At 59.7% G+C, this 18,803-nt stretch carries 20 protein-coding genes; 8 read left to right on the top strand and 12 right to left on the bottom strand.

What is annotated here, in order from left to right:
• Positions 1-4: 4 nt before the first annotated feature.
• Both PSH91_RS15010 and PSH91_RS15005 read left to right on the top strand, forming a co-directional pair.
• The gene (locus PSH91_RS15010) at positions 5-667 is read left to right on the top strand and encodes a response regulator (protein WP_047225655.1); all 663 of its coding nucleotides are present in this window, start codon (positions 5-7) and stop codon (positions 665-667) included.
• Positions 664-2,031, top strand: coding sequence for an ATP-binding protein (locus PSH91_RS15005; RefSeq protein WP_047225656.1), 1,368 nt, complete (start codon positions 664-666; stop codon positions 2,029-2,031). Before PSH91_RS15010 ends, PSH91_RS15005 begins: the two co-directional genes overlap by 4 nt.
• On the opposite strand, the gene PSH91_RS15000 is transcribed toward PSH91_RS15005, so the two are convergent.
• The 7 genes from PSH91_RS15000 to PSH91_RS14970 form a co-directional block, all read right to left on the bottom strand.
• Positions 2,028-3,143, bottom strand: a complete 1,116-nt coding sequence (locus PSH91_RS15000) for an ArsO family NAD(P)H-dependent flavin-containing monooxygenase (protein WP_305466043.1) — start codon at positions 3,141-3,143, stop codon at positions 2,028-2,030. The genes PSH91_RS15005 and PSH91_RS15000 overlap by 4 nt on opposite strands.
• 84 nt (positions 3,144-3,227) lie before the next feature.
• Complete coding sequence (locus tag PSH91_RS14995) at positions 3,228-3,416, bottom strand: DUF2892 domain-containing protein (RefSeq protein WP_047225658.1); 189 nt, start codon at positions 3,414-3,416, stop codon at positions 3,228-3,230.
• A gap of 13 nt (positions 3,417-3,429) precedes the next feature.
• A complete protein-coding gene (locus tag PSH91_RS14990) occupies positions 3,430-3,849 on the bottom strand; it encodes a DUF6691 family protein (RefSeq protein WP_160892186.1) in 420 nt (139 codons plus the stop codon).
• A 2-nt stretch (positions 3,850-3,851) separates the two neighbouring features.
• Positions 3,852-4,286 carry a YeeE/YedE family protein gene (locus PSH91_RS14985; RefSeq protein WP_281460121.1) on the bottom strand — a complete coding sequence of 145 codons (435 nt, stop codon included), beginning with the start codon at positions 4,284-4,286 and terminating at the stop codon, positions 3,852-3,854.
• A gap of 43 nt (positions 4,287-4,329) precedes the next feature.
• A complete protein-coding gene (locus PSH91_RS14980) occupies positions 4,330-5,133 on the bottom strand; it encodes a sulfite exporter TauE/SafE family protein (RefSeq protein ID WP_047225661.1) in 804 nt (267 codons plus the stop codon).
• Between the two features lie 28 nt (positions 5,134-5,161).
• Positions 5,162-6,832: a bifunctional protein tyrosine phosphatase family protein/NAD(P)/FAD-dependent oxidoreductase gene (locus tag PSH91_RS14975; RefSeq protein ID WP_160892190.1), complete on the bottom strand. Its 1,671-nt coding sequence runs from the start codon at positions 6,830-6,832 to the stop codon at positions 5,162-5,164.
• Between the two features lie 42 nt (positions 6,833-6,874).
• A complete protein-coding gene (locus PSH91_RS14970; protein WP_047225663.1) occupies positions 6,875-7,753 on the bottom strand; it encodes an MBL fold metallo-hydrolase in 879 nt (292 codons plus the stop codon).
• A gap of 226 nt (positions 7,754-7,979) precedes the next feature.
• Between PSH91_RS14970 and PSH91_RS14965 the strand changes: the two genes are divergently transcribed.
• The 6 genes from PSH91_RS14965 to PSH91_RS14940 all read left to right on the top strand — a co-directional run bounded on the left by PSH91_RS14965 (position 7,980) and on the right by PSH91_RS14940 (position 12,776).
• Entirely contained in the window at positions 7,980-9,305 is a 1,326-nt protein-coding gene (locus PSH91_RS14965; RefSeq protein ID WP_047225664.1) for a sigma-54-dependent Fis family transcriptional regulator, read from the top strand.
• A gap of 144 nt (positions 9,306-9,449) precedes the next feature.
• Positions 9,450-9,650, top strand: a complete 201-nt coding sequence (gene cydP, locus PSH91_RS14960) for a cytochrome oxidase putative small subunit CydP (protein ID WP_052915280.1) — start codon at positions 9,450-9,452, stop codon at positions 9,648-9,650.
• Positions 9,647-11,218: a cytochrome ubiquinol oxidase subunit I gene (locus tag PSH91_RS14955; protein ID WP_047225665.1), complete on the top strand. Its 1,572-nt coding sequence runs from the start codon at positions 9,647-9,649 to the stop codon at positions 11,216-11,218. Before cydP ends, PSH91_RS14955 begins: the two co-directional genes overlap by 4 nt.
• Entirely contained in the window at positions 11,211-12,347 is a 1,137-nt protein-coding gene (cydB, locus tag PSH91_RS14950; RefSeq protein WP_047225666.1) for a cytochrome d ubiquinol oxidase subunit II, read from the top strand. The genes PSH91_RS14955 and cydB overlap by 8 nt, the downstream gene beginning before the upstream one ends.
• A gap of 22 nt (positions 12,348-12,369) precedes the next feature.
• Positions 12,370-12,492 carry a cytochrome bd-I oxidase subunit CydX gene (cydX, locus tag PSH91_RS14945; RefSeq protein ID WP_047225667.1) on the top strand — a complete coding sequence of 41 codons (123 nt, stop codon included), beginning with the start codon at positions 12,370-12,372 and terminating at the stop codon, positions 12,490-12,492.
• On the top strand, positions 12,489-12,776 hold the full coding sequence (locus PSH91_RS14940; protein ID WP_047225668.1) for a cyd operon YbgE family protein: 288 nt from the start codon (positions 12,489-12,491) through the stop codon (positions 12,774-12,776). Before cydX ends, PSH91_RS14940 begins: the two co-directional genes overlap by 4 nt.
• Before the next feature lie 61 nt (positions 12,777-12,837).
• On the opposite strand, the gene PSH91_RS14935 is transcribed toward PSH91_RS14940, so the two are convergent.
• The 5 genes from PSH91_RS14935 to PSH91_RS14915 all read right to left on the bottom strand — a co-directional run bounded on the left by PSH91_RS14935 (position 12,838) and on the right by PSH91_RS14915 (position 18,711).
• A complete protein-coding gene (locus tag PSH91_RS14935) occupies positions 12,838-13,755 on the bottom strand; it encodes a c-type cytochrome (protein WP_047225669.1) in 918 nt (305 codons plus the stop codon).
• A gap of 10 nt (positions 13,756-13,765) precedes the next feature.
• A complete protein-coding gene (locus PSH91_RS14930) occupies positions 13,766-14,401 on the bottom strand; it encodes a cytochrome c (protein WP_047225670.1) in 636 nt (211 codons plus the stop codon).
• 68 nt (positions 14,402-14,469) lie between these two features.
• Positions 14,470-14,904, bottom strand: a complete 435-nt coding sequence (locus tag PSH91_RS14925; RefSeq protein WP_047225671.1) for a universal stress protein — start codon at positions 14,902-14,904, stop codon at positions 14,470-14,472.
• 60 nt (positions 14,905-14,964) lie between these two features.
• Positions 14,965-17,742, bottom strand: coding sequence for a cation-transporting P-type ATPase (locus PSH91_RS14920; protein WP_047225672.1), 2,778 nt, complete (start codon positions 17,740-17,742; stop codon positions 14,965-14,967).
• 45 nt (positions 17,743-17,787) lie between these two features.
• Positions 17,788-18,711, bottom strand: a complete 924-nt coding sequence (locus tag PSH91_RS14915) for a universal stress protein (RefSeq protein ID WP_047225673.1) — start codon at positions 18,709-18,711, stop codon at positions 17,788-17,790.
• Positions 18,712-18,803: the final 92 nt, after the last annotated feature.

The following is an 18,803-nucleotide window of genomic DNA, read 5'->3' as shown; positions in this document are numbered from 1 at the left end:
GTGCGTGCGCTTATTACTGATCGAGGATGACGTGGCCCTGGGCGAAGGCATCCATCAGGCCCTGAGCCGCGAAGGCTATACCGTAGACTGGTTGAAGGACGGGAGCAGCGCCTTGCACGCACTGCTCAGCGAAACCTTTGACCTGGCTGTGCTTGACCTGGGCCTGCCACGGATGGACGGCCTGCAGGTGTTGCGTCGCTTGCGTGACAGCGGTTCCAACCTGCCGGTGCTGATCCTCACCGCCCGGGACGCCACCGAAGATCGCATTGCCGGGCTCGATGCCGGGGCCGACGACTACTTGATCAAACCCTTCGATCTGGCGGAACTCAAGGCCCGGTTGCGGGCCTTGTTGCGCCGCAGCGCCGGTCGTGCCCAGGCGCTGATCGAGCATGCCGGCATCAGCCTCAATCCGGGGACCCAGCAGGTCAGCTATCAGGGCAACCCGGTGGCGTTGACGCCCAAGGAGTATCAGTTGCTCCACGAATTGCTTTCGCCGCCGGGCCGGGTCATGACGCGCGATCATCTGATGCAATTGCTTTACGGCTGGAACGAGGAGGCCGAGAGCAATACCCTGGAAGTGCATATTCACCACCTGCGCAAGAAATTTTCCACCGACCTGATCCGTACCATTCGTGGCGTCGGGTATCTGGTGGAGGAGCGCCGATGACTTCAATCCGGCGGCGCACCCTCACGCTGATCCTGGGGCTTTTGTTCGTTGGCCTGTTGATCATCACCGTATTCAATCTGCATGACAGCAACCACGAGATCGCTGAAGTCTACGATGCTCAATTGGCCCAGAACGCCCGGCTGTTGCAGGGTGTCATGCGCATGCCCATGGCCAGCAAGGAACATGCGCAGTTGTATCAGGCATTCAATTCGGCCTTGGCGTCGGCGGTTCCCAAAGTCGATGGACATCCCTATGAGAGCAAAATCGCCTTTCAGGTCTGGGATTCAAAAGGTGCGTTGCTGGTTCACACCTCCAGTGCACCGACATTCACCTCACCGCCGATTGCTCCTGGTTTCAGCGACGTGATAGACCAAAAGGACCGTATGTGGCGGGCGTTCGTACTGGATGATACACAGTACGGCCTGAAAATCTGGGTAGGGGAGCGTGATGATGTGCGGTCCGATCTGGTCGATCGTATTGTCCGTCACACGGTGGTGCCTAATCTGATCGGCAGCCTGATTCTGGCCGCCGTGATCTGGTTGGCCATCGGCTGGGGGCTCAAGCCTCTGGTCGACATGGCAGCCAAGTTGCGTGCGCGGCATCCGGGCTCACTGGAGCCTCTGCAATTGGTGCCGCTGCCCAGCGAACTGGAGCCCATGCAAGCGGCGCTCAATCGGGTGCTGGCGCAGATTCAGGAGTTGATGGGCCGTGAACGGCGTTTTATTGCCGACGCAGCCCATGAGATGCGAACCCCCCTGGCGGTGCTCAGGGTTCATGCGCAGAACCTGATGGAGGCGGGGAATGAGCAGAGCCGGCGTGAGTCCCTGCAACACCTGATCGTCGGAGTGGATCGCACCACGCGCCTGGTCAATCAGTTGCTCACCATGGCACGCCTTGAACCGCAAGCCGGCGTGCCTGCACCCGCCGTGATCGATCTGCCCGCCACGGTGCGTGAAAGTCTGGTTCAGATGACTCCCTGGTTGCTCAGCAAGGGGCTGGAGCTGGTCCTGGACGTCAGTGATGACATCGACCCGGTGAGGATTGATCCGGTGTCCATCGATATTGCCTTGAACAACCTGGTGACCAATGCGGCCAACTTTTCTCCCCCCAACGGCTTGATCACGGTGCGACTGGCCCGACAGGGAGATCATTACGAGCTGGCGGTCGAGGATCAGGGGCCAGGCATAGACGAGGCCGAACGGGACCGGCTTTTTGAACGCTTCTACAGCCGCGGCAACGACCAGGGTGCCGGGTTGGGCTTGACGATCGTGCGGACCATCGCCAATCGGCTTGGCGGGCAGGTTCGGTTGGAGAATCGCCCCGAGGGAGGTCTGCGCGCCACGTTGCAGATGGGCCGTCTTTAACCTTGCTCGTCGCGTGCCGGTAGTGTTTGGGCATCGGATGGACCGACGAGGAAAGCGGCAATTTCGTTGACCGTGCTGCGGGCCGTGCGTGTTACGCCGATTAGCGTAGCGGAGGCCGCACCGGTCCATTCGCCATAGCCGACCAGCCATAGCCTGGGCTCTTGAATCGAATGAGTCCCGTCAACGTCCACGCGTCCTTCCGGGTTGAGCACACCCAGTGGCTCCAGATGCTGCAGGGCGGGTCGGAAGCCGGTGCACCAGATCACCACGTCCACCGCAGACTCGCTCCCGTCGGCCCAGATTACGCCGTTGCGGGTGAAGCGTTCGAAAGGTCGGACTGATTTGAGCGCGTTGCGCGACCGGGCCTCGACAACGGGCGGTACCATGACGATGTCACCCAGCCCACCCACGGGCTGTTCGATGACGCGACCTTCCTGTTGCGCTTTCCAGCGCTGCGTGGCGCGCTCGAACAACACCTGCCCATCCACTTCATCAGGCAGGAACAGGGGTTCAACAGGTGTTACCCATGTGGTTTCGGCAACCCTGGAAACCTCGGCCAGAATCTGCGCCCCTGAATTGCCGCCACCGATGACCAGGACTTTTTTTCCGGTGAACGGCTGCGCTTGGAGGTAGTTTGCCGAGTGCAGCTGTTGACCGGCGAATAATCCCGCGCCGGGGTAGTGGGGGATGAACGGGGTACTCCAGGTGCCGGTGGCGCTGACCACAACCTTGGCGTCCCAATGTCTATCGTGCGCCTTAACCCGTAACCCGGTTTCTGTACGCTCCACGCAAGTGATGCGCACGGGACGCACGATGGGCAATTGATAGCGCTGTTCGTACTGCTTGAGGTAGTCGATCACATGGTCGCGTGATGGGTAGCCATCCTGCGTGGGCGGCATCATCCAGCCTGGGATCGAGCTCCAGGTGGCGGGGGAGAATAGACGCAAAGAGTTCCAGCCATGGCGCCAGGCACCTCCTGGCCCTTGCTCGGCATCGAGAATGACGAACGAAAGTCGGGTGCGCTGCAGGAAATACGCCACTGCCAAGGCGGATTGGCCTCCACCGACAATCACCACGTCATATTGACTGGGAGTGGCAGGCGAATGAGTCATGACGGTGGTCTCCGATTGAGGTGGGAAAACAAACCGGTGTAATGGCTGACAGTACCGTCATTTGCAGGCGCGGCAGCACCCGCCTCAGCAGCGTTTGCAGGTCCTGATGCCCAGTAATGTATAGACCGGGCAGAAACGGAAGATCCCCGTGGCCAGCGGCACCAGGCCGATCCAGCCCCACAAGCCGATCACGCCGCTCAGGCTGAGGGCAATGAGGACAAGTCCCGCGGCAATACGCAAGCTACGGTCGATGGTTCCGATATTGGCTTTCATGACGATCTCCCGATCAGTGAGTGCGCCGGTTCTCCAGCGCGGTGAACAACAACATGCCAGCCAGCATGGCCGCCATGAATACGATGATTTGCCAGTGCCCGGTGAGCAGGATCGCCACGGCGGGCCCCGGACAGATACCGGCTATCCCCCAACCGATGCCGAACAGCAGGCTGCCGCCGATCAAGCGTGGGTCCAGCTCACGCTTGACCGGCAATTGCATCGGGTTTCCCAGCATCGAACGGGGCTGGCGGCGGGCCCAGGTCAGTGGGCCGATCGCGACACCAATCGCTGCGAGCATGACCAGGGCCAGGGAGGGGTCCCAGGTGCCGGTCACATCCAGGAACGCCAAGACTTTGCTCGGATTGGCCATGCCCGCCAGGAGCAGACCGAAGCCGAACACCAGACCGGCCATGAATGCAGTCAGTTTGAGCATGTTCAACCCTCCAACATATGACGCAGGACAAAGACCGTGGCGAAACCGCTGAACATGAAACATGCCGTGGCGATCATCGAACGCGGTGAAAGGCGCGACAGGCCACATACGCCGTGGCCGCTGGTACAGCCCGACCCGTAGCGGGTGCCGATGCCCACCAGCAGGCCGGCGACGCTGAGGCCGAGCCAGCCGCTCTGAAACTCGATCTGCGGCAACGCGGTGAACAGGCCCCATACCAGCGGGGCAACGAGCAGCCCCAACAGAAACAGCGCTTTCTCGCTAACCCCCTCGCTACCACGCTGCAGCAGGCTGCCGAGTAAACCGCTGATGCCGGCGATACGCCCATTGGCGACAACGAAAAGGCTGGCAGCCAAACCAATCAACGCACCGCCGGCAAGGGCTGACCAGGGCGTGAAGTTGAGCCAGTCAATGTTCATGAGATTTCTCCGATACAAACCATGTTGAGACTCCACCAGGCGATTAACCCAAGGCTTTTACAACCAATGCCAGGGCCACCAGCGCAGCCAGAATGGCGAAGCCTTTTTGCAGATAGGGCTCCGGCAGCCGGGCGGCGAGCAAGCGGCCGCCGGTCATTCCCAACAATGCGCCAAGGGTAAAAGGTACGGCAATCGCCCATTGCAAATGACCCGCCGCCGAGCTCGCCACCACGCCGGAAATTGAAACCAGGGCAATGACCGTCAGCGACGTGGCGAGCACCGATTGGGTGGTCAGATTGGTGTAGCGCTGGAGTGCCGGGACCATGACAAAACCGCCGCCCACACCCAGCAGGCCGGACAGCGCGCCGGCGACCATGCCGGAGACCGTCAGCGCCCAGGCACAGGGTGCGGTCCAATGGAGCTTGCCGCGGTTTTCGTCCAGTACACAAGGCGGGGGTTTGCGCTTCGACGTGGCTTTGCAATCGGCGCGCGAGGGCAGTGACTTTTGAAAGGCCCGGAAGGCCACGTACATCAATAGAAGGGCAAACAGGAGCGTCAAGGGACGGTTGGGCGTGCGCTGAGCCAGCCAGATCCCCAGTGGAGAGCAGATGATGCCCGCGCCTGCGGTCAGCAGCGCAGCCTTATAGCGTACGGTGCCGTTTCTAAGGCCCATCACCGCACCCAGGGACGCGGCCAAACCCACCGCCATCAAGCCAATGGGGCCGGCTTCGGCCATGCTCAGGCCCGCGCCGAAGACCAGCAGGGGAACCGCCAGTATTCCCCCGCCAGCGCCGGTCAGCGCCAGAATCACACCCACGGTCAGGCCGAGCAGCAAGATGACGATCATCCCTCTCTCCTTGCCTTGAGGTCTGGTTTCATAGATCCGCCAACTCCGGTTTAGCCAGCCACTCATGTCCCTTGAGCATGCCCTTCCAATACAACGGAGGGAGAATCCGCTCCTTGAGTAGCCAGGCCAGCCGCGATGGTCGGGTACCGTCAATCAGCCAGGACGGGAAGCTGGGGGCGACGGTGCCGCCATAGGTGAACTCCGCCAGGACGATCTTGCCCCGTTCGACTGTCAGCGGACAGGAGCCGTAACCGTCGTAATGAGCGTTGCCCTTGGCTTTGCCCATGGCTGCCAGCACGTTATGGGCGACCACGGGCGCCTGCTTGCGAGCGGCCGCGGCGGTCTTGGCATTGCTGGAGTTGGTGGCGTCGCCCAGTGCGTGAATATTCGCCCAGGTTTTATGGCGCAGCGTGTCGGGGTCGACATCAATCCAGCCAGCGGCATCGGCGAGGGGGCTGACGCGGATAAAGTCTGGCGCAATCTGTGGGGGCACCACATGCAGCAGGTCGAAGTCGCGCGTGACAAGCTGGCGTGTGCCATCGGGCTGGGCGCAACTGAAGGTGGCGGTTCGCGCGGGACCGTCAACGCTCGTCAGCGTGCTGCCGAAGTTCAGGTCGATGCCATAGGCGCGGATGTACTCCATCAGGGCCGGCACGTAATCGGGCACGCCGAACAGCACTGCTGCGGCACTACAGAAATCGATCTTGATGTTGCCGAGTACCCCTTCACGCCGCCAGTGGTCGGCAGAGAGATACATGGCTTTTTGCGGCGCCCCGGCACATTTGATCGGCATCGGCGGTTGCGTGAAGATGGCCCGGCCACCGCGTAGTTGCTGCACGCACTCCCAGGTATAGGGGGCGAGGTGATACAGGTAGTTGGATGTAACGCCGTTGCGACCCAATGTCTGCGGCAGACCTTCAATGGCATTCCAGTTGAGTTTCAGGCCAGGGCACACGATCAGTTGTTGATACTTGACGACTCTGCACCCATCGAGAATGAGCGCATTTTTCTCGGGTTCAAAAGCGGCCACGGCGGCTTTGATCCAGTGCACGCCGCGAGGAATGGTCGAGCCCATCGTATGGGCGGTCCGGGGGGCATCGAAGACACCGCAACCGACCAGCGTCCAGCCGGGCTGGTAGTAATGCACATCTGCCGGGTCAATGATGGCGATGTCGAGCCCCGGTTCCCTGGCCAATAAACTGGATGCCGCCGCAATGCCCGCTGCGCCGCCCCCGATAATGACCACCGCATGCTCGGCCTCGGCCACTTCGATCGGGGTCTGCCCCTTGTTTGCAATCCGGCGGATAACGCCTTTCATGTCAAACCCGGCATCTTTGGCTGTTTCGACGATCTGCGGCAGAGGCAGCAGGCTCGCTTGTGACAGCGCCCACATGGTTGTCGAACGCATGCCGGAGCGGCAATACGCCAACACCGGTTTTGGCAGTGATTCAAATAGCCGGCCGAAGGCAACGCCTTGCTCGTCGGTGACCTTGCCCGATTCCGCGGGCAGATAGTGAGCTTCAATGCCCAGCGCTTCAGCCGCGCGCTTGATTTCGGCAAACAAGGGTTGATCGCTGCCTTCGCCATCCGGGCGATTACACACGATGGCGCGAAAGCCGGTGTTTTTCAGTTCCGTCAATTGATCGGGGAAAATCTGCTCCGATACCGCTAAGCCTGGCGCAAGGTGGCGGATGTCCATGGTGGTCTCCGTGATGGGATTTTCTTATAGGGGGAGGGGACGTCAGAGCACGTTGAGCGGGATCTTCAGATAGCGTGTGCCGTTCGATTCCGGCTCAGGAAAGTGTCCGGCGCGCATGTTCACCTGAACCGATGGCAGGATCAGCGTCGGCATTTCCAACGTGCTGTCACGCTTGGTGCGCATGGCCACGAACTCTTCTTCACTGATGCCGTTGCGCACATGGATATTGTCGGCGCGCTGCTCGGCAACGGTACTGGCGAACAGTACCTCGCGGCCGTCGGGCTGGTAGTCGTGGCACATGTACAGCACCGTATCGGCCGGCAGGCTCAGTACCTTGTTGATGGACCGGAACAAGGTGCGGGCATCGCCACCAGGAAAATCACAGCGCGCCGTACCGTAGTCGGGCATGAACAGGGTGTCGCCGACGAATGCCACCGTTTGCCTGGCGTCGCTGACGACGTACGTCATGCAGGCGGGTGTATGGCCCGGCGTATGCAGTGCGCGGCATTGCAGCGAACCGATGGAGAACGTGTAGTCATTGACGAACAGATGATCGAACTGACTTCCATCCTGGGCCATGTCATCACCGGTATTGAACAGCGTGCCAAAGGCTTGCTGCACGGTGGTGATGCGACTGCCGATGCCGATCTTGCCTCCCAGCTTTTCTTTGAGGTAAGGCGCTGCCGTGAGGTGGTCGGCGTGGACATGGGTTTCAAGAATCCATTGAACCTTGGCGTCCAGCTCGGCCACCCTGGCGATCAACGTGTCGGCAGACGTCGTCGTGGTATGGCCGGACTTGGGATCGTAATCCAGTACGCTGTCCACGAGTGCGCAGTGGCGGGTCGCCTGATCAAGCACGATATAACTGACAGTATGAGTATCGGGATCGAAAAATCCTTCGACGTGCAGTGTAGCGGTCATGATCGGTCTCCTGGTCTTGTTGCCGACTGGTTTAACCTGACATAGCAATAAGTCTGCCATGCACCGAGTGAGCGAAAAATCAAAGCTATCTATTTGAATTTGTTGTGTTTATTTTTGTAGGTGGGATGCGGCATTTTCACGCACACGAATAAACAACTGCCATTGGCAGTGTTTGTTGGCATAGTGGCAGTGTCGCTTGCGTCCGGATGAATCCACAGGAACCCCGATGAGCACTATCCTGCCTACCCCGAACAATTCGATCCCCCCGCCGGACCAGGTGCAGTCTCTGGTTTCGTTTCTCGAGCACGAGCCGCAGCCGATGATCGTGCTGGACCCGGACTACAACATTCTGGCGGCGAACACCGCCTATCGGCGCCAGTTCGGCAGTGCCGATCAACCGTTTATTGGTCATAAGTGCTATCGGATTTCCCACCATTACGATGTGCCTTGCGATCAGGCGGGGGAGAACTGCCCGATGAAGAAGGCCAGGGAAATGCGCGGCCCGGATCGGGTCCTGCACATTCACCACACCCCCCGCGGGCCTGAACATGTCGACGTGGAACTGCGGCCGATCCTCAATGACCATGGCGACATAACCGCGTATGTGGAGCGCCTTACCCTGGTACGCAGCGCCTCAGCACGGCCCAGCAACGAGGGCCTGGTGGGCAGCTCTCCGGCGTTCAACCGTGCACTGTCGGAACTGCAGCGGGTCGCGCCGTCCATGTTGCCGGTGCTGCTGCTGGGAGAGTCGGGGACGGGTAAGGAACTGTTTGCCCGTGCGGTCCATGAAACCAGCGAGCGGGCCAACGGGCCCTTTGTGGTAGTGGATTGTTCCGGGTTGACTGAAACGCTGTTTGAAAGCGAACTGTTCGGCCACGAGAAAGGCGCGTTCACCGGGGCCACCCTGCGCAAGCAGGGCCTGGTCGAAACAGCCCAGGGCGGTACGCTGTTTCTTGATGAAATCGGCGACGTTCCCCTGGCCATGCAGGTGAAACTGCTCAGGCTGATTGAGTCGGGAACCTATCGCCGTGTTGGCGGCGTGGAAACCTTGCATGCCGATTTCCGATTGGTTGCCGCCACCCATAAGCCCTTGGAACAGATGATGGCCCAGGGTGAGTTCAGGCAAGACCTGTACTACCGCATCAGCGTATTTCCCATTCATTTACCGCCTCTGCGCAATCGCATGGAGGACATCGCGCTGCTGGTCAATTCGTTATTGCAACGTTCCGGTACGGGCAAGCGCCGGCTGACCATCGACGCCGATGCCTTGATGCAACTGCAGCGATACTCCTGGCCGGGCAATATCCGCGAGCTTCGTAATGTGCTGGAAAGAGCCAGCCTGTTTGCCGATGACGGGGTCATTCATTCCGTGCATTTACCCCAGGTCCCCGATGCGACAGCCCAACGACTGGCTAACCCGGCTGTTGCTGATGGCCACTCGTTGGCCCAGATCCTGTCTGCGTTCAAAGGGACCCGCAGTGAGCTGGCCCGGCACTTGGGTATCAGCGAACGGACTTTGTACCGGCGCTTGAAAGAGCAGGGTTTGGCCTGATCAGCCGCTATGACACCTGACTGCCAATCACTGCCGTCATGGCAGATTGGCAGGCTCTGAGGTTGGCGCAAAATCCCCCTTCTCCCAGGTTACGTTCCTAATCGGCTGTTATTTAACGATAAAAACCTGACCCTGAGCCTTGGCATGGCGCGTGCTAACTGCACCGACATGACTATTTCCGACAAACGACTGCGCCGTCATCTGCTCACAGCAGTGCTTATCAAGCTGCTCGTGCTGGCAGTGCTGTGGTGGCTATTCATCCAGGATTTCCACGTCAGCGTCGATTCCAACGCGGTCGGCAACCGTTTCGGTGTACCCACCTCGGCTCAAGGGGCAAGCAAGTGATCTCAGAACAACTGGTGGATTTGTCGCGGCTGCAGTTCGCAGCCACGGCGCTTTATCACTTCCTTTTCGTACCGCTCACCGTTGGCATGGTGTGGCTGCTGGTCATCATGGAAAGCGTCTATGTGATGACCGGTAACGTCATCTGGAAAGACATGACGCGCTTCTGGGGCAAGCTATTTGGCATCAACTTCGCGCTGGGGGTGACCACCGGGATCACCCTGGAATTTCAGTTCGGCACCAACTGGGCCTACTACTCGCACTATGTCGGTGACATCTTCGGTGCACCGCTGGCAATCGAAGGCTTGATGGCGTTCTTCCTCGAATCGACCATGATCGGGCTGTTCTTTTTTGGTTGGGACCGTCTCAAGAGACAGCATCACTTGCTGGTCACGTTGTTGATGGCAATCGGCACAAACCTGTCGGCGCTGTGGATCCTGATCGCCAATGGCTGGATGCAGAACCCGGTGGGCTCAGAGTTCAGCTACATCACCATGCGCATGGAAATGGTCGATTTCTGGACGGTGGTGTTCAATCCGGTGGCCCAGGCCAAGTTTGTCCATACGGTTTCGGCCGGGTATGTCACCGGTTCGATGTTTGTGCTGTCGATCTCCAGTTGGTATTTACTCAAAAATCGTGATGTCGAGTTTGCCAAACGTAGCTTTCGGGTCGCCGCAGCGTTCGGCCTGGCCTCTGTGCTGAGCGTCATCGTACTGGGCGATGAGTCCGGTTACACGGTGGGGGAGGCGCAGCAGACCAAGCTGGCGGCCATGGAGGCCATGTGGGAAACAAAGCCCGCGCCGGCTGGCCTGACGCTGATCGCGAGCATCGATGAAGCTCAATCCCGAAATAATTGGGAGGTCGAGGTGCCATGGTTGATGGGCCTGATCGGGACCCGCTCGGTCAGCCAGCAGATTCCCGGCATTCATGAGATCAAGGAAAAGAACCGCGCCCGAATCATCCGCGGTATTAGCGCAGTCAATGCGCTGGAAGCACTGAGAGCCAATCGCAGCGATCCGGCGGCGTTCAAGACGTTCGAAGAATACAAAGCTGATCTGGGCTTCGGGTTGCTGCTCAAGCGCTATGTCGAGGACGTCAACCAAGCCACACCGGCCATGATCGAAACCGCGGTGAACGATACGGTTCCGCGCGTGACGCCTATGTTTTGGGCGTTCCGGATCATGGTCGGCCTGGGTTTTGCGATGCTGATGCTCTTTGCACTGGCATTCTGGAGCACGCTGAAGTCGAACCGCACCCGCCACCGAGGGTTGTTGCGTTGGGCACTCTACATGCTGCCGGCGCCCTGGATCGCCTGTGAACTGGGCTGGTTTGTCGCCGAGTACGGCCGTCAGCCCTGGACGATCTACGGCGTATTACCGACCCACATGAGCGTGTCCACGCTCAGCGTCAACAACCTGTATGGCTCGCTGGCCGGGTTCATCGTTTTCTACACCGTGTTGCTGGTGGTGGAAATGTTCCTGATGGTCAAGTTCGCCCGCCAAGGGCCTGGCAGCCTCGGTACAGGCCGTTATGTTCACGACGCTCATCTGAAGGAGCTTCACCATGCTTGATTACTTCACCCTGAAAATAATCTGGTGGGCGTTGGTCGGCGTCCTGCTGATCGGTTTTGCGATCATGGATGGTCATGACATGGGCGTCGGCACGCTGCTGCCATTCGTTGGCCGCAATGACCTGGAGCGGCGCGTTGTCATCAATACTGTCGGGCCGCATTGGGATGGTAATCAGGTCTGGTTCATCACCGCTGGCGGCGCCTTGTTCGCGGCCTGGCCTGTGGTCTACGCCACTGCCTTCAGTGGTTTCTACTGGGCGATGATTCTGGTGCTCTGGGCGTTGTTCTTCCGCCCGGTGGGGTTTGACTACCGTAGCAAGATCCACAACGCCACCTGGCGCAGCACCTGGGATTGGGGGCTCTTTATCGGAGGGGCGGTGCCTCCGCTGGTGTTCGGGATTGCGTTTGGCAACTTGCTGCTGGGCGTGCCGTTTCACTTCAATGACTATCTGGTGTCTACCTACACTGGCAGTTTCTGGCAACTGCTCAATCCTTTCGCGCTGCTGTCCGGTGTTGTGAGCAGTGCAATGATCACCCTGCAGGGCGGCACTTATCTGGCCCATCGCACTGAGGGGATTATCCAGTCCCGGGCAGTAAAAGGTGCGGTGGCGGCGGCGATCGTGCTGGTGTGCTCATTCATCGTGGCCGGCATTTGGCTGCAATGGATTGACGGCTACCGCATCACCTCGCTCGTTGATACCGCGGCGCTGCCGGACATCCTCAGCAAGACTGTGGTACGTGAACCTGGCGCCTGGATGGCCAACTACGAACGCTATCCATTGCTTTGGCTGCTGCCCGTCCTTGGATTGGGCGGGGCTGTAGCTGCCGCGTTCTTGTTGATGGTGCGCCGTACGCTGTCGGCGTTTGTCGCCTCATCGCTTGCGGTGATTGGCGTGATCAGCACGGCAGGCGTCTCAATGTTTCCGTTCATCATGCCTTCATCAACCATGCCCGCGGCAAGCCTGACGGTGTGGGACAGCGTCTCCAGCCACCTGAGCCTGGCGATCATGTTCTGGGCCACGTTGATCTTCATGCCCCTGATCGTGATTTATACCTCTTGGGCGTATCGCGTCATGAGCGGAAAAGTCACCGCTGCCCAGATCAAAGCCAACGAGCATTCGGCCTACTAGTGCCGGCAAAGGAGCAAAGAATATGTGGTATTTCGCCTGGATGTTGGGAGTCGGCTTTGCGCTGTTGCTGGCGATATTGAATGCAATGTGGGGGGAGAACGAAGCGAACCGGGCCTTGAGTGACAATGACGAGCAGCAGCGATGATTCAGCAACGCTCAGATACCCAGCCGTCTTCACGCATTCATCTGGCGAGTCTGATGATCGCCATCACCATCATGCTTGCCTGCACACTGTACCCGCCGATGATGGCAACCCCGGAGGGTAAAGCTGATCACGCACTGGCGGGTGCTTTGTTTGCGGCGATGAGTGTGGCTTTCGTCAGGGGCGTGGGTTTTATCCCGCGCCGGTGGCTCTGGCGCTGGCTGTTTTCAGGTTGGACCTGTACTGCGGCATTGGTGCTGGCCGGATGGCTGATGTTCGTGCGGTGAAGGCGGGCTTACGTTCAATAACGCTGCACGAGAACGGCGACAGTAGTATTGGCTGCGCCGTTCATTCAGTTCCCTGGCCAAGTATCACGCCGTTCACTTCTTTGCCATAAAGATTGATCCCGTCATTGGCATGGAATTTCAACCGGGTCTGCTCGATAGAACCGGCAATCATCCTGGGGTCTTTCGGCCGTTCGTGGCTGTTCATGTAGGCAGCAACGTGCCAGGCCTCATCGGCGGACAGGGTGGCGCCTTTACCTAATGGCATATTCGACTTTATGAACCCGGCTGCGGTATTGATGCGATGCATCCCCGCGCCCCAATTGAATGAGTCTTTGCCCCATAACGGTGGGAATACGTAATCGCCCCCGGCCTTTTGGCCTTCGCCCTCGTTGCCATGACACACCGCGCATTGCTGGGCGTAGATGACCTTGCCCTTGGCCAGATCGAAGCCTCCCGCCGGTTGCGGCACTTCAGGATAAGCTCGCCCGGGCAGTTCCTGGCCTAGCGGTGCTCCTGTTGCCAACCAGTAGGAAAAGGCAGTCAGGGCGGCGATGACCTGCCCGTCGGCCGGAGGCGGTTTTCCGTTCATGCTGAACTCAAAGCAGCCTTGTAGGCGCTCGGCGTAGGTATTGACCTTGTCGTTCTTTTTTCGATAAGCCGGGTACATCGTGTAAGCCGCCCAAAGGGGCGCCGAGTCGGCTTTTCTGCCTTGGTCCAAATGACAATTGGTGCAGTTCATCCCGTTTCCCACGAACTCGGGGGCGTTGGCTTTGGTATCGACAAAGATCGCATGCCCTTGCCGGACCAAACGGCCAAAGGCGTTATCAGGCAGCGTGTCCTCTGCTGGCGGAGTAAATGTCGCCGTCCGCTGTTGTGGGGCGTCTGGGCCGGGCGAAGGGGGCGATGCATCTGCCACATCAGCAGCGCCAGCCATCGATACCATATTCAAACTGATGAGTGCCGCGATGAATGATTTCATGGCCAGACCTCTATTGACTGAGCTCAGCGAAATACCGGGAAACAGCCTCGACCTCGGCTTCAGTGAGGGACCTCGCGATGTGGCCCATGAGATCGTCCGGATCATTTTTCCGGGTCTTCTGCCGCCAGGCATTCAGTTGCGAGACCAGGTACTGAGCCGATTGGCCCGCCAGCGGTGGAAAAGAGGCACCGACCCCGATTCCGCCAGGGCCATGACAGGAGACGCACTCGGGTATGTTTCGATCCCATGCGCCTCTCAATGCCAGGGTCTGCCCCAGGCCCTTGGCCGCCTGCGCACGATTGATGGGTTTGACAGGTGGGCCTGGCATGTTGGCGAGCATGCTGGCGAGGGCTTGTACCTCGTCCTCGCTCAATGCCTGGGCGATAGGAAGCATGATTGGGTTGGCCCTGGAGCCTGAGCGAAAATCCGCGATTTGTTTTGAGAAGTACTCAGCAGGTAACCCTGCAAGCCTTGGGAAGCCAGCCGCGGGCATCCCTGTACCGTCCGCACCATGACAGGTTGAACAGGCAATGGCGGCGGGGTTGGTCCCGCCCTGGGTGAAGGTCTTTTGCGCGTCCGCTGCATAAGCGGATGTTGCCAGCGCACCGGATAAAGCAAGGACTGATCCCCATCGCGACATACCCATCGTTCTGCCTCGCAGACGTTATGGGGGACAGGCCCCCTGGTGCGCCATCAACTGCAACTCACCCTCGGTTATTTGACCAAGGTAATCGGGATACTGGACAGCTGGATCACTTTGGCCGCGACAGAGCCCAGGAAAATGCCTTCGAGAAAACCACTGCCGTGCGAACCCAGGATGATGCTGTCGCACCCCAAGGATTTGGCGCACGCCACGATTCTGCTGGCCGCGTCGCCGTGCAGTGTATGGAAAGTAAAGGCGATGCCTTGCTGTTTCAGAAGAGCGATTGCCTTATTCGCATCTTCGGCACTTTTGCCGTCGTAGTAACGGTCAAGTTCATCCTTGCTCATGGTTTGCGCGATGCGAGTGGGTAAAAATGACTGCACATTGACCAGGTGCACCTCCACGCTGCCTCCCAGCAATCCGCCGTCCCGGATCAGTCCAATGAGGTAATGCACCACACGTTCGGAGTGCTCTGAACCATCGACAGCGACCAATACTTTGTGCATTTTCCGAATCCTCTTTCAGTAACATCCAGCGGCTGGTCGAACACCATGCCAGCCGCAGCGTCAGGGTGACTTCGGGGTCTGTCCCACTATGAGCGTAGCGCCCTTGGGGTCGGTTAACCGTAGCCGAATCTGTTTTTCAGTTTCGATGATCGCAAAGAGCGCGATGCCCACTGCGATAATCAATAGCCCATCCATAAAGGGGATCGCTTGAGTGGCAAACACCCTTTGCAGGGGCGGCGCGTAGGTGATGGCGAACTGAGCGAAGGTTACCACTGCAACGGTCAGCCACACGACCTTTGTACCTCTGACAGCCTCCCAAGTCAGTGACGTGCCATAAAGATTGCGAATGAAGAACAGGTGGAATATTTCCATCACCACCAGCGTGTTGACAGCGATGGTGCGGGCCAACTCCACCGGGTAGCCCCGGTCGAGCGCGTAGGTAAATATGCCGTAGACGCCGCAAAGAAACAGGATCGAAACCAGCACCATGTGCCAGATCAACGCGCCGCTTATCAACGGCTCGTGCCTTGAGCGCGGCGGCCTGCGCATGGTGTTTTCTTCGGTCGGCTCGAACGCCAGGGCGATACCCAGCGTGATCGCGGTAATCAGGTTGATCCACAAGATCTGAATCGGTGTCACCGGCAGGGTGAGGCCAAACAGCAGCGCGACAATGATGGTCATGGTTTCGCCCGCGTTGGTGGGCAACGTCCAGCTCAGCACTTTCTTGATGTTGTCGTAGACCGTCCGGCCTTCACGTACGGCGGCCACGATGGAGGCGAAGTTGTCATCGGCCAGTACCAGGTCCGCCGCCTCTTTTGCCGCCTCACTGCCTTTGTCACCCATGGCGATGCCGGCGTCGGCGCGTTTGAGCGCGGGCGCGTCGTTGACCCCGTCGCCGGTCATGGCCACGGTCATGCCGTTCGATTGCAGCAACATCACCAGCCGTAGCTTATGTTCAGGGCTGGTGCGGGCGAAGATATTCACGTCCTTGAGCGCTTCTTTGAGCGTGCCGTCGTTCATCGCGTCCAGGTCGACGCCCGTCAGCACCTTGTCGGGATTTTGCAGGCCGATTTGCGCGCCGATCGCGGCGGCGGTGCCGGAGTGATCGCCGGTGATCATCTTGACTGCGATACCGGCAGCCTGGCATTGCTGGACCGCCTGGATCGTCTCGGGGCGAGGCGGGTCAATCATGCCTGTCATGCCAAGCAGGGTCAGCGAACCCTGCACGTCGCCAAACTCCAGAACGGTGTGCTCGGACGGCACGGGGCGGCTGGCAAACGCCAGCACGCGCTGACCTTTGCTGGCAATGGTGTTTGCCTGTTGGTGCCAGTAGTCAGCATTGAGCGGCTCCGTGGCGCCGGTACTGCCACGCTGCTGCGCGCACATGGCCAGGATCTGTTCCGGCGCGCCTTTTACATAGATTGACGCCTGTCGCTCATGGTTGTGGTGCAACGTCGCCATGAAGCGGTGTTTGGCGTCAAACGGAATCGCATCGGTGCGGGGCCAGGTGCGTCGTTCTTCTTCGCCATCGATTCCGGCTTTCACGGAAAACGCCAGCAGTGCGCCCTCCATGGGATCGCCCTCGACCTTCCATGTGGCGTCGTGCAGTCTCAACACCGCGTCATTGCAAAGCGCGGCGGCGCGTCCCAGTTCGGCTAACGTGGGGTGATTGGAGGTGTCGATCAACTGGTCAGCCAGGTTCATGTTTCCCGACGGCTGATAACCGGCACCGTCGACCGTGAACGTCAGATCACGGGTGACCACTGATGCGACCATCATTTCGTTGCGGGTGAGGGTGCCGGTCTTGTCCGTGCAGATGACCGAAACCGATCCCAGGGTTTCGATGGCGGGCAAGCGGCGAACGATGGCGTTGCGACGGGCCATCGCGCGAACCCCGACCGCCAGGGTAATGGTGAGAACGGCGGGCAGTCCTTCGGGGATGGCGGCGACTGACATGCCCACCACCACCATGAAGATTTCGTTGAATGCGTAATGGCCGACAAAATGACCGTAAACCAGTAACAGCCCGGCGACGAGCAGAATCAGGATCGTCAGCCAGCGCGCGAAGACGTTCATTTGCTGGACCAATGGCGTGGTCAGTGTCTCGACTTCCGACAACAGATTGCTGATGCGCCCGATCTCGGCGGCGGTCGCGGTTGCAACGACAACCCCGGTGGCCTGTCCGCAGGTCACCAGGGTTCCACTGAAGGCCATGCAGGCACGATCACCCAGGGGCGCTCCAAGGCGCACAGGTTCAGTGTGCTTTTCCACGGCGGCGGATTCACCGGTCAGGATGGCTTCCTGGATCTGCAGCCTGTTGGCGTGCAGCAAGCGAAGATCTGCCGGGACTTTATCGCCGGCCTCCAACAAGACGATATCGCCGGGTACCAGCGCTTCACCCGCGATGCTCAAACGTTCACCGGCACGAATCACGGCGGCGCGGGGCGCCAGCATCTGCCGGATCGCGTCCATGGCTTTTTCCGCTTTGCCCTCCTGGACGTAGCCAATGATGGCGTTGGCCACCACCACCGCCAGAATGACCACCGTATCCCAGAGGTGTTGTAACAGCGCAGTGATCACCGCGGAGCCCAGCAGCACATAAATCAGGATATTGTGAAACTGCAACAGAAAACGCAGCCACGCCGGTCGCCGCGCCGACTCCGGCAGGCGATTGAAGCCTGTGCGCGCAAGCCGGGCTTGAACTTCTGCATCGTTCAGCCCGGTGTGCTCATTGACCTCCAGCCGTTCGAGCACCTGCTGCGCAGGCAACGTGTACCAAGCCTCGGCATCTGTGGGAATCGGATCCTGCTCGGTCGGTGCGTTGCTCGCTCGGTTCATCAGGCCGCTATCCCTGTGCTCATTACACTATTGGCGTTCATGCCTTCAATCGAACTGCTGCGGTGCAATCACCCACAAGCTGCACGGCATCTTGTACAGCAGGCCTTCCACGGTGCTGCCGATCAACTTGTCCAAACCTTTGTAGCGCACGCGCCCCATGACAATGACATCAATGTCATGGGATGCCGCGTAGCTGGCCAATACCTTGGCCGGGTCGCCCATGACCATGCGCCGTTGTTCCGGCGCTATCCCGTTGCGCTCGGCCAACGCGTCAAACGCCTCGCCCTGGGATTCATAGAGCTGCCGGGCCAGGGTGGAGGAAAAGAACATCGAGCCGCTGCCGAAGCCGTATTCAGAGGCAGTGATGGACGACAGGTCATAGGCGTAAATGACTTCCAGAGTCGCGTCGCAGGAGGTGGCCAGTTTGTTGGCTTCGCTCAGGATCCGGTCGTTGAGGCCTTCGTAGCGGCCGTCGAGATGAAAGGGGTCAATGGCCGCCAGAATCTTGCGCGGACGGGCGTGAGTGACTTTGTTGACGAAATGCAACGGCACTTCGCTTTCGCGCAGCAGGTGCACATCCAGCGGGGTGAACATCAGGCGCGAGAACCAGGATTCATGCTCCACCGTCTTGATCAGGGCATCCATCGGCTGCTCCTTGAGGTGGACCAGAATCTCCTGCAGCGGTCGCTCGACCCACGCCACTTCGGTCGTGACTTCAATGCCCAGCTTGCGCAGTGGTCGGGCCTGGTCTTCCAGCCAGTGGCGATGGCGTTCAACGTAACCCAGGCGCATCTGTTCCAGTGCCTGCTCGTTGACCAGATTGGCCGTGGCCAGGCCTTCGAGGTAGTCGAAGGCAACGATATGCAGCGCGGCGCCTTCGGCCTTGGCCAGCGCCGCTGCCCGGTCGAAGGCCGGACTGTGTTCCATCAGCGGCGAGACGACCAACATCAAACGTGATTGCGTGGACATGACAAACCTCCCGAGCATGGACGTATGGGTACCCGACGGCCTTCGCGCCGCGTGGAGCCAGGGTTTGATCATGATCGTATCGGGCATCGGTC

This window comes from Pseudomonas sp. FP1154 (genome assembly GCF_030687245.1).
GTDB lineage: Bacteria > Pseudomonadota > Gammaproteobacteria > Pseudomonadales > Pseudomonadaceae > Aquipseudomonas > Aquipseudomonas rhizophila.
This window is presented reverse-complemented; position numbering and strand designations above follow the sequence as displayed.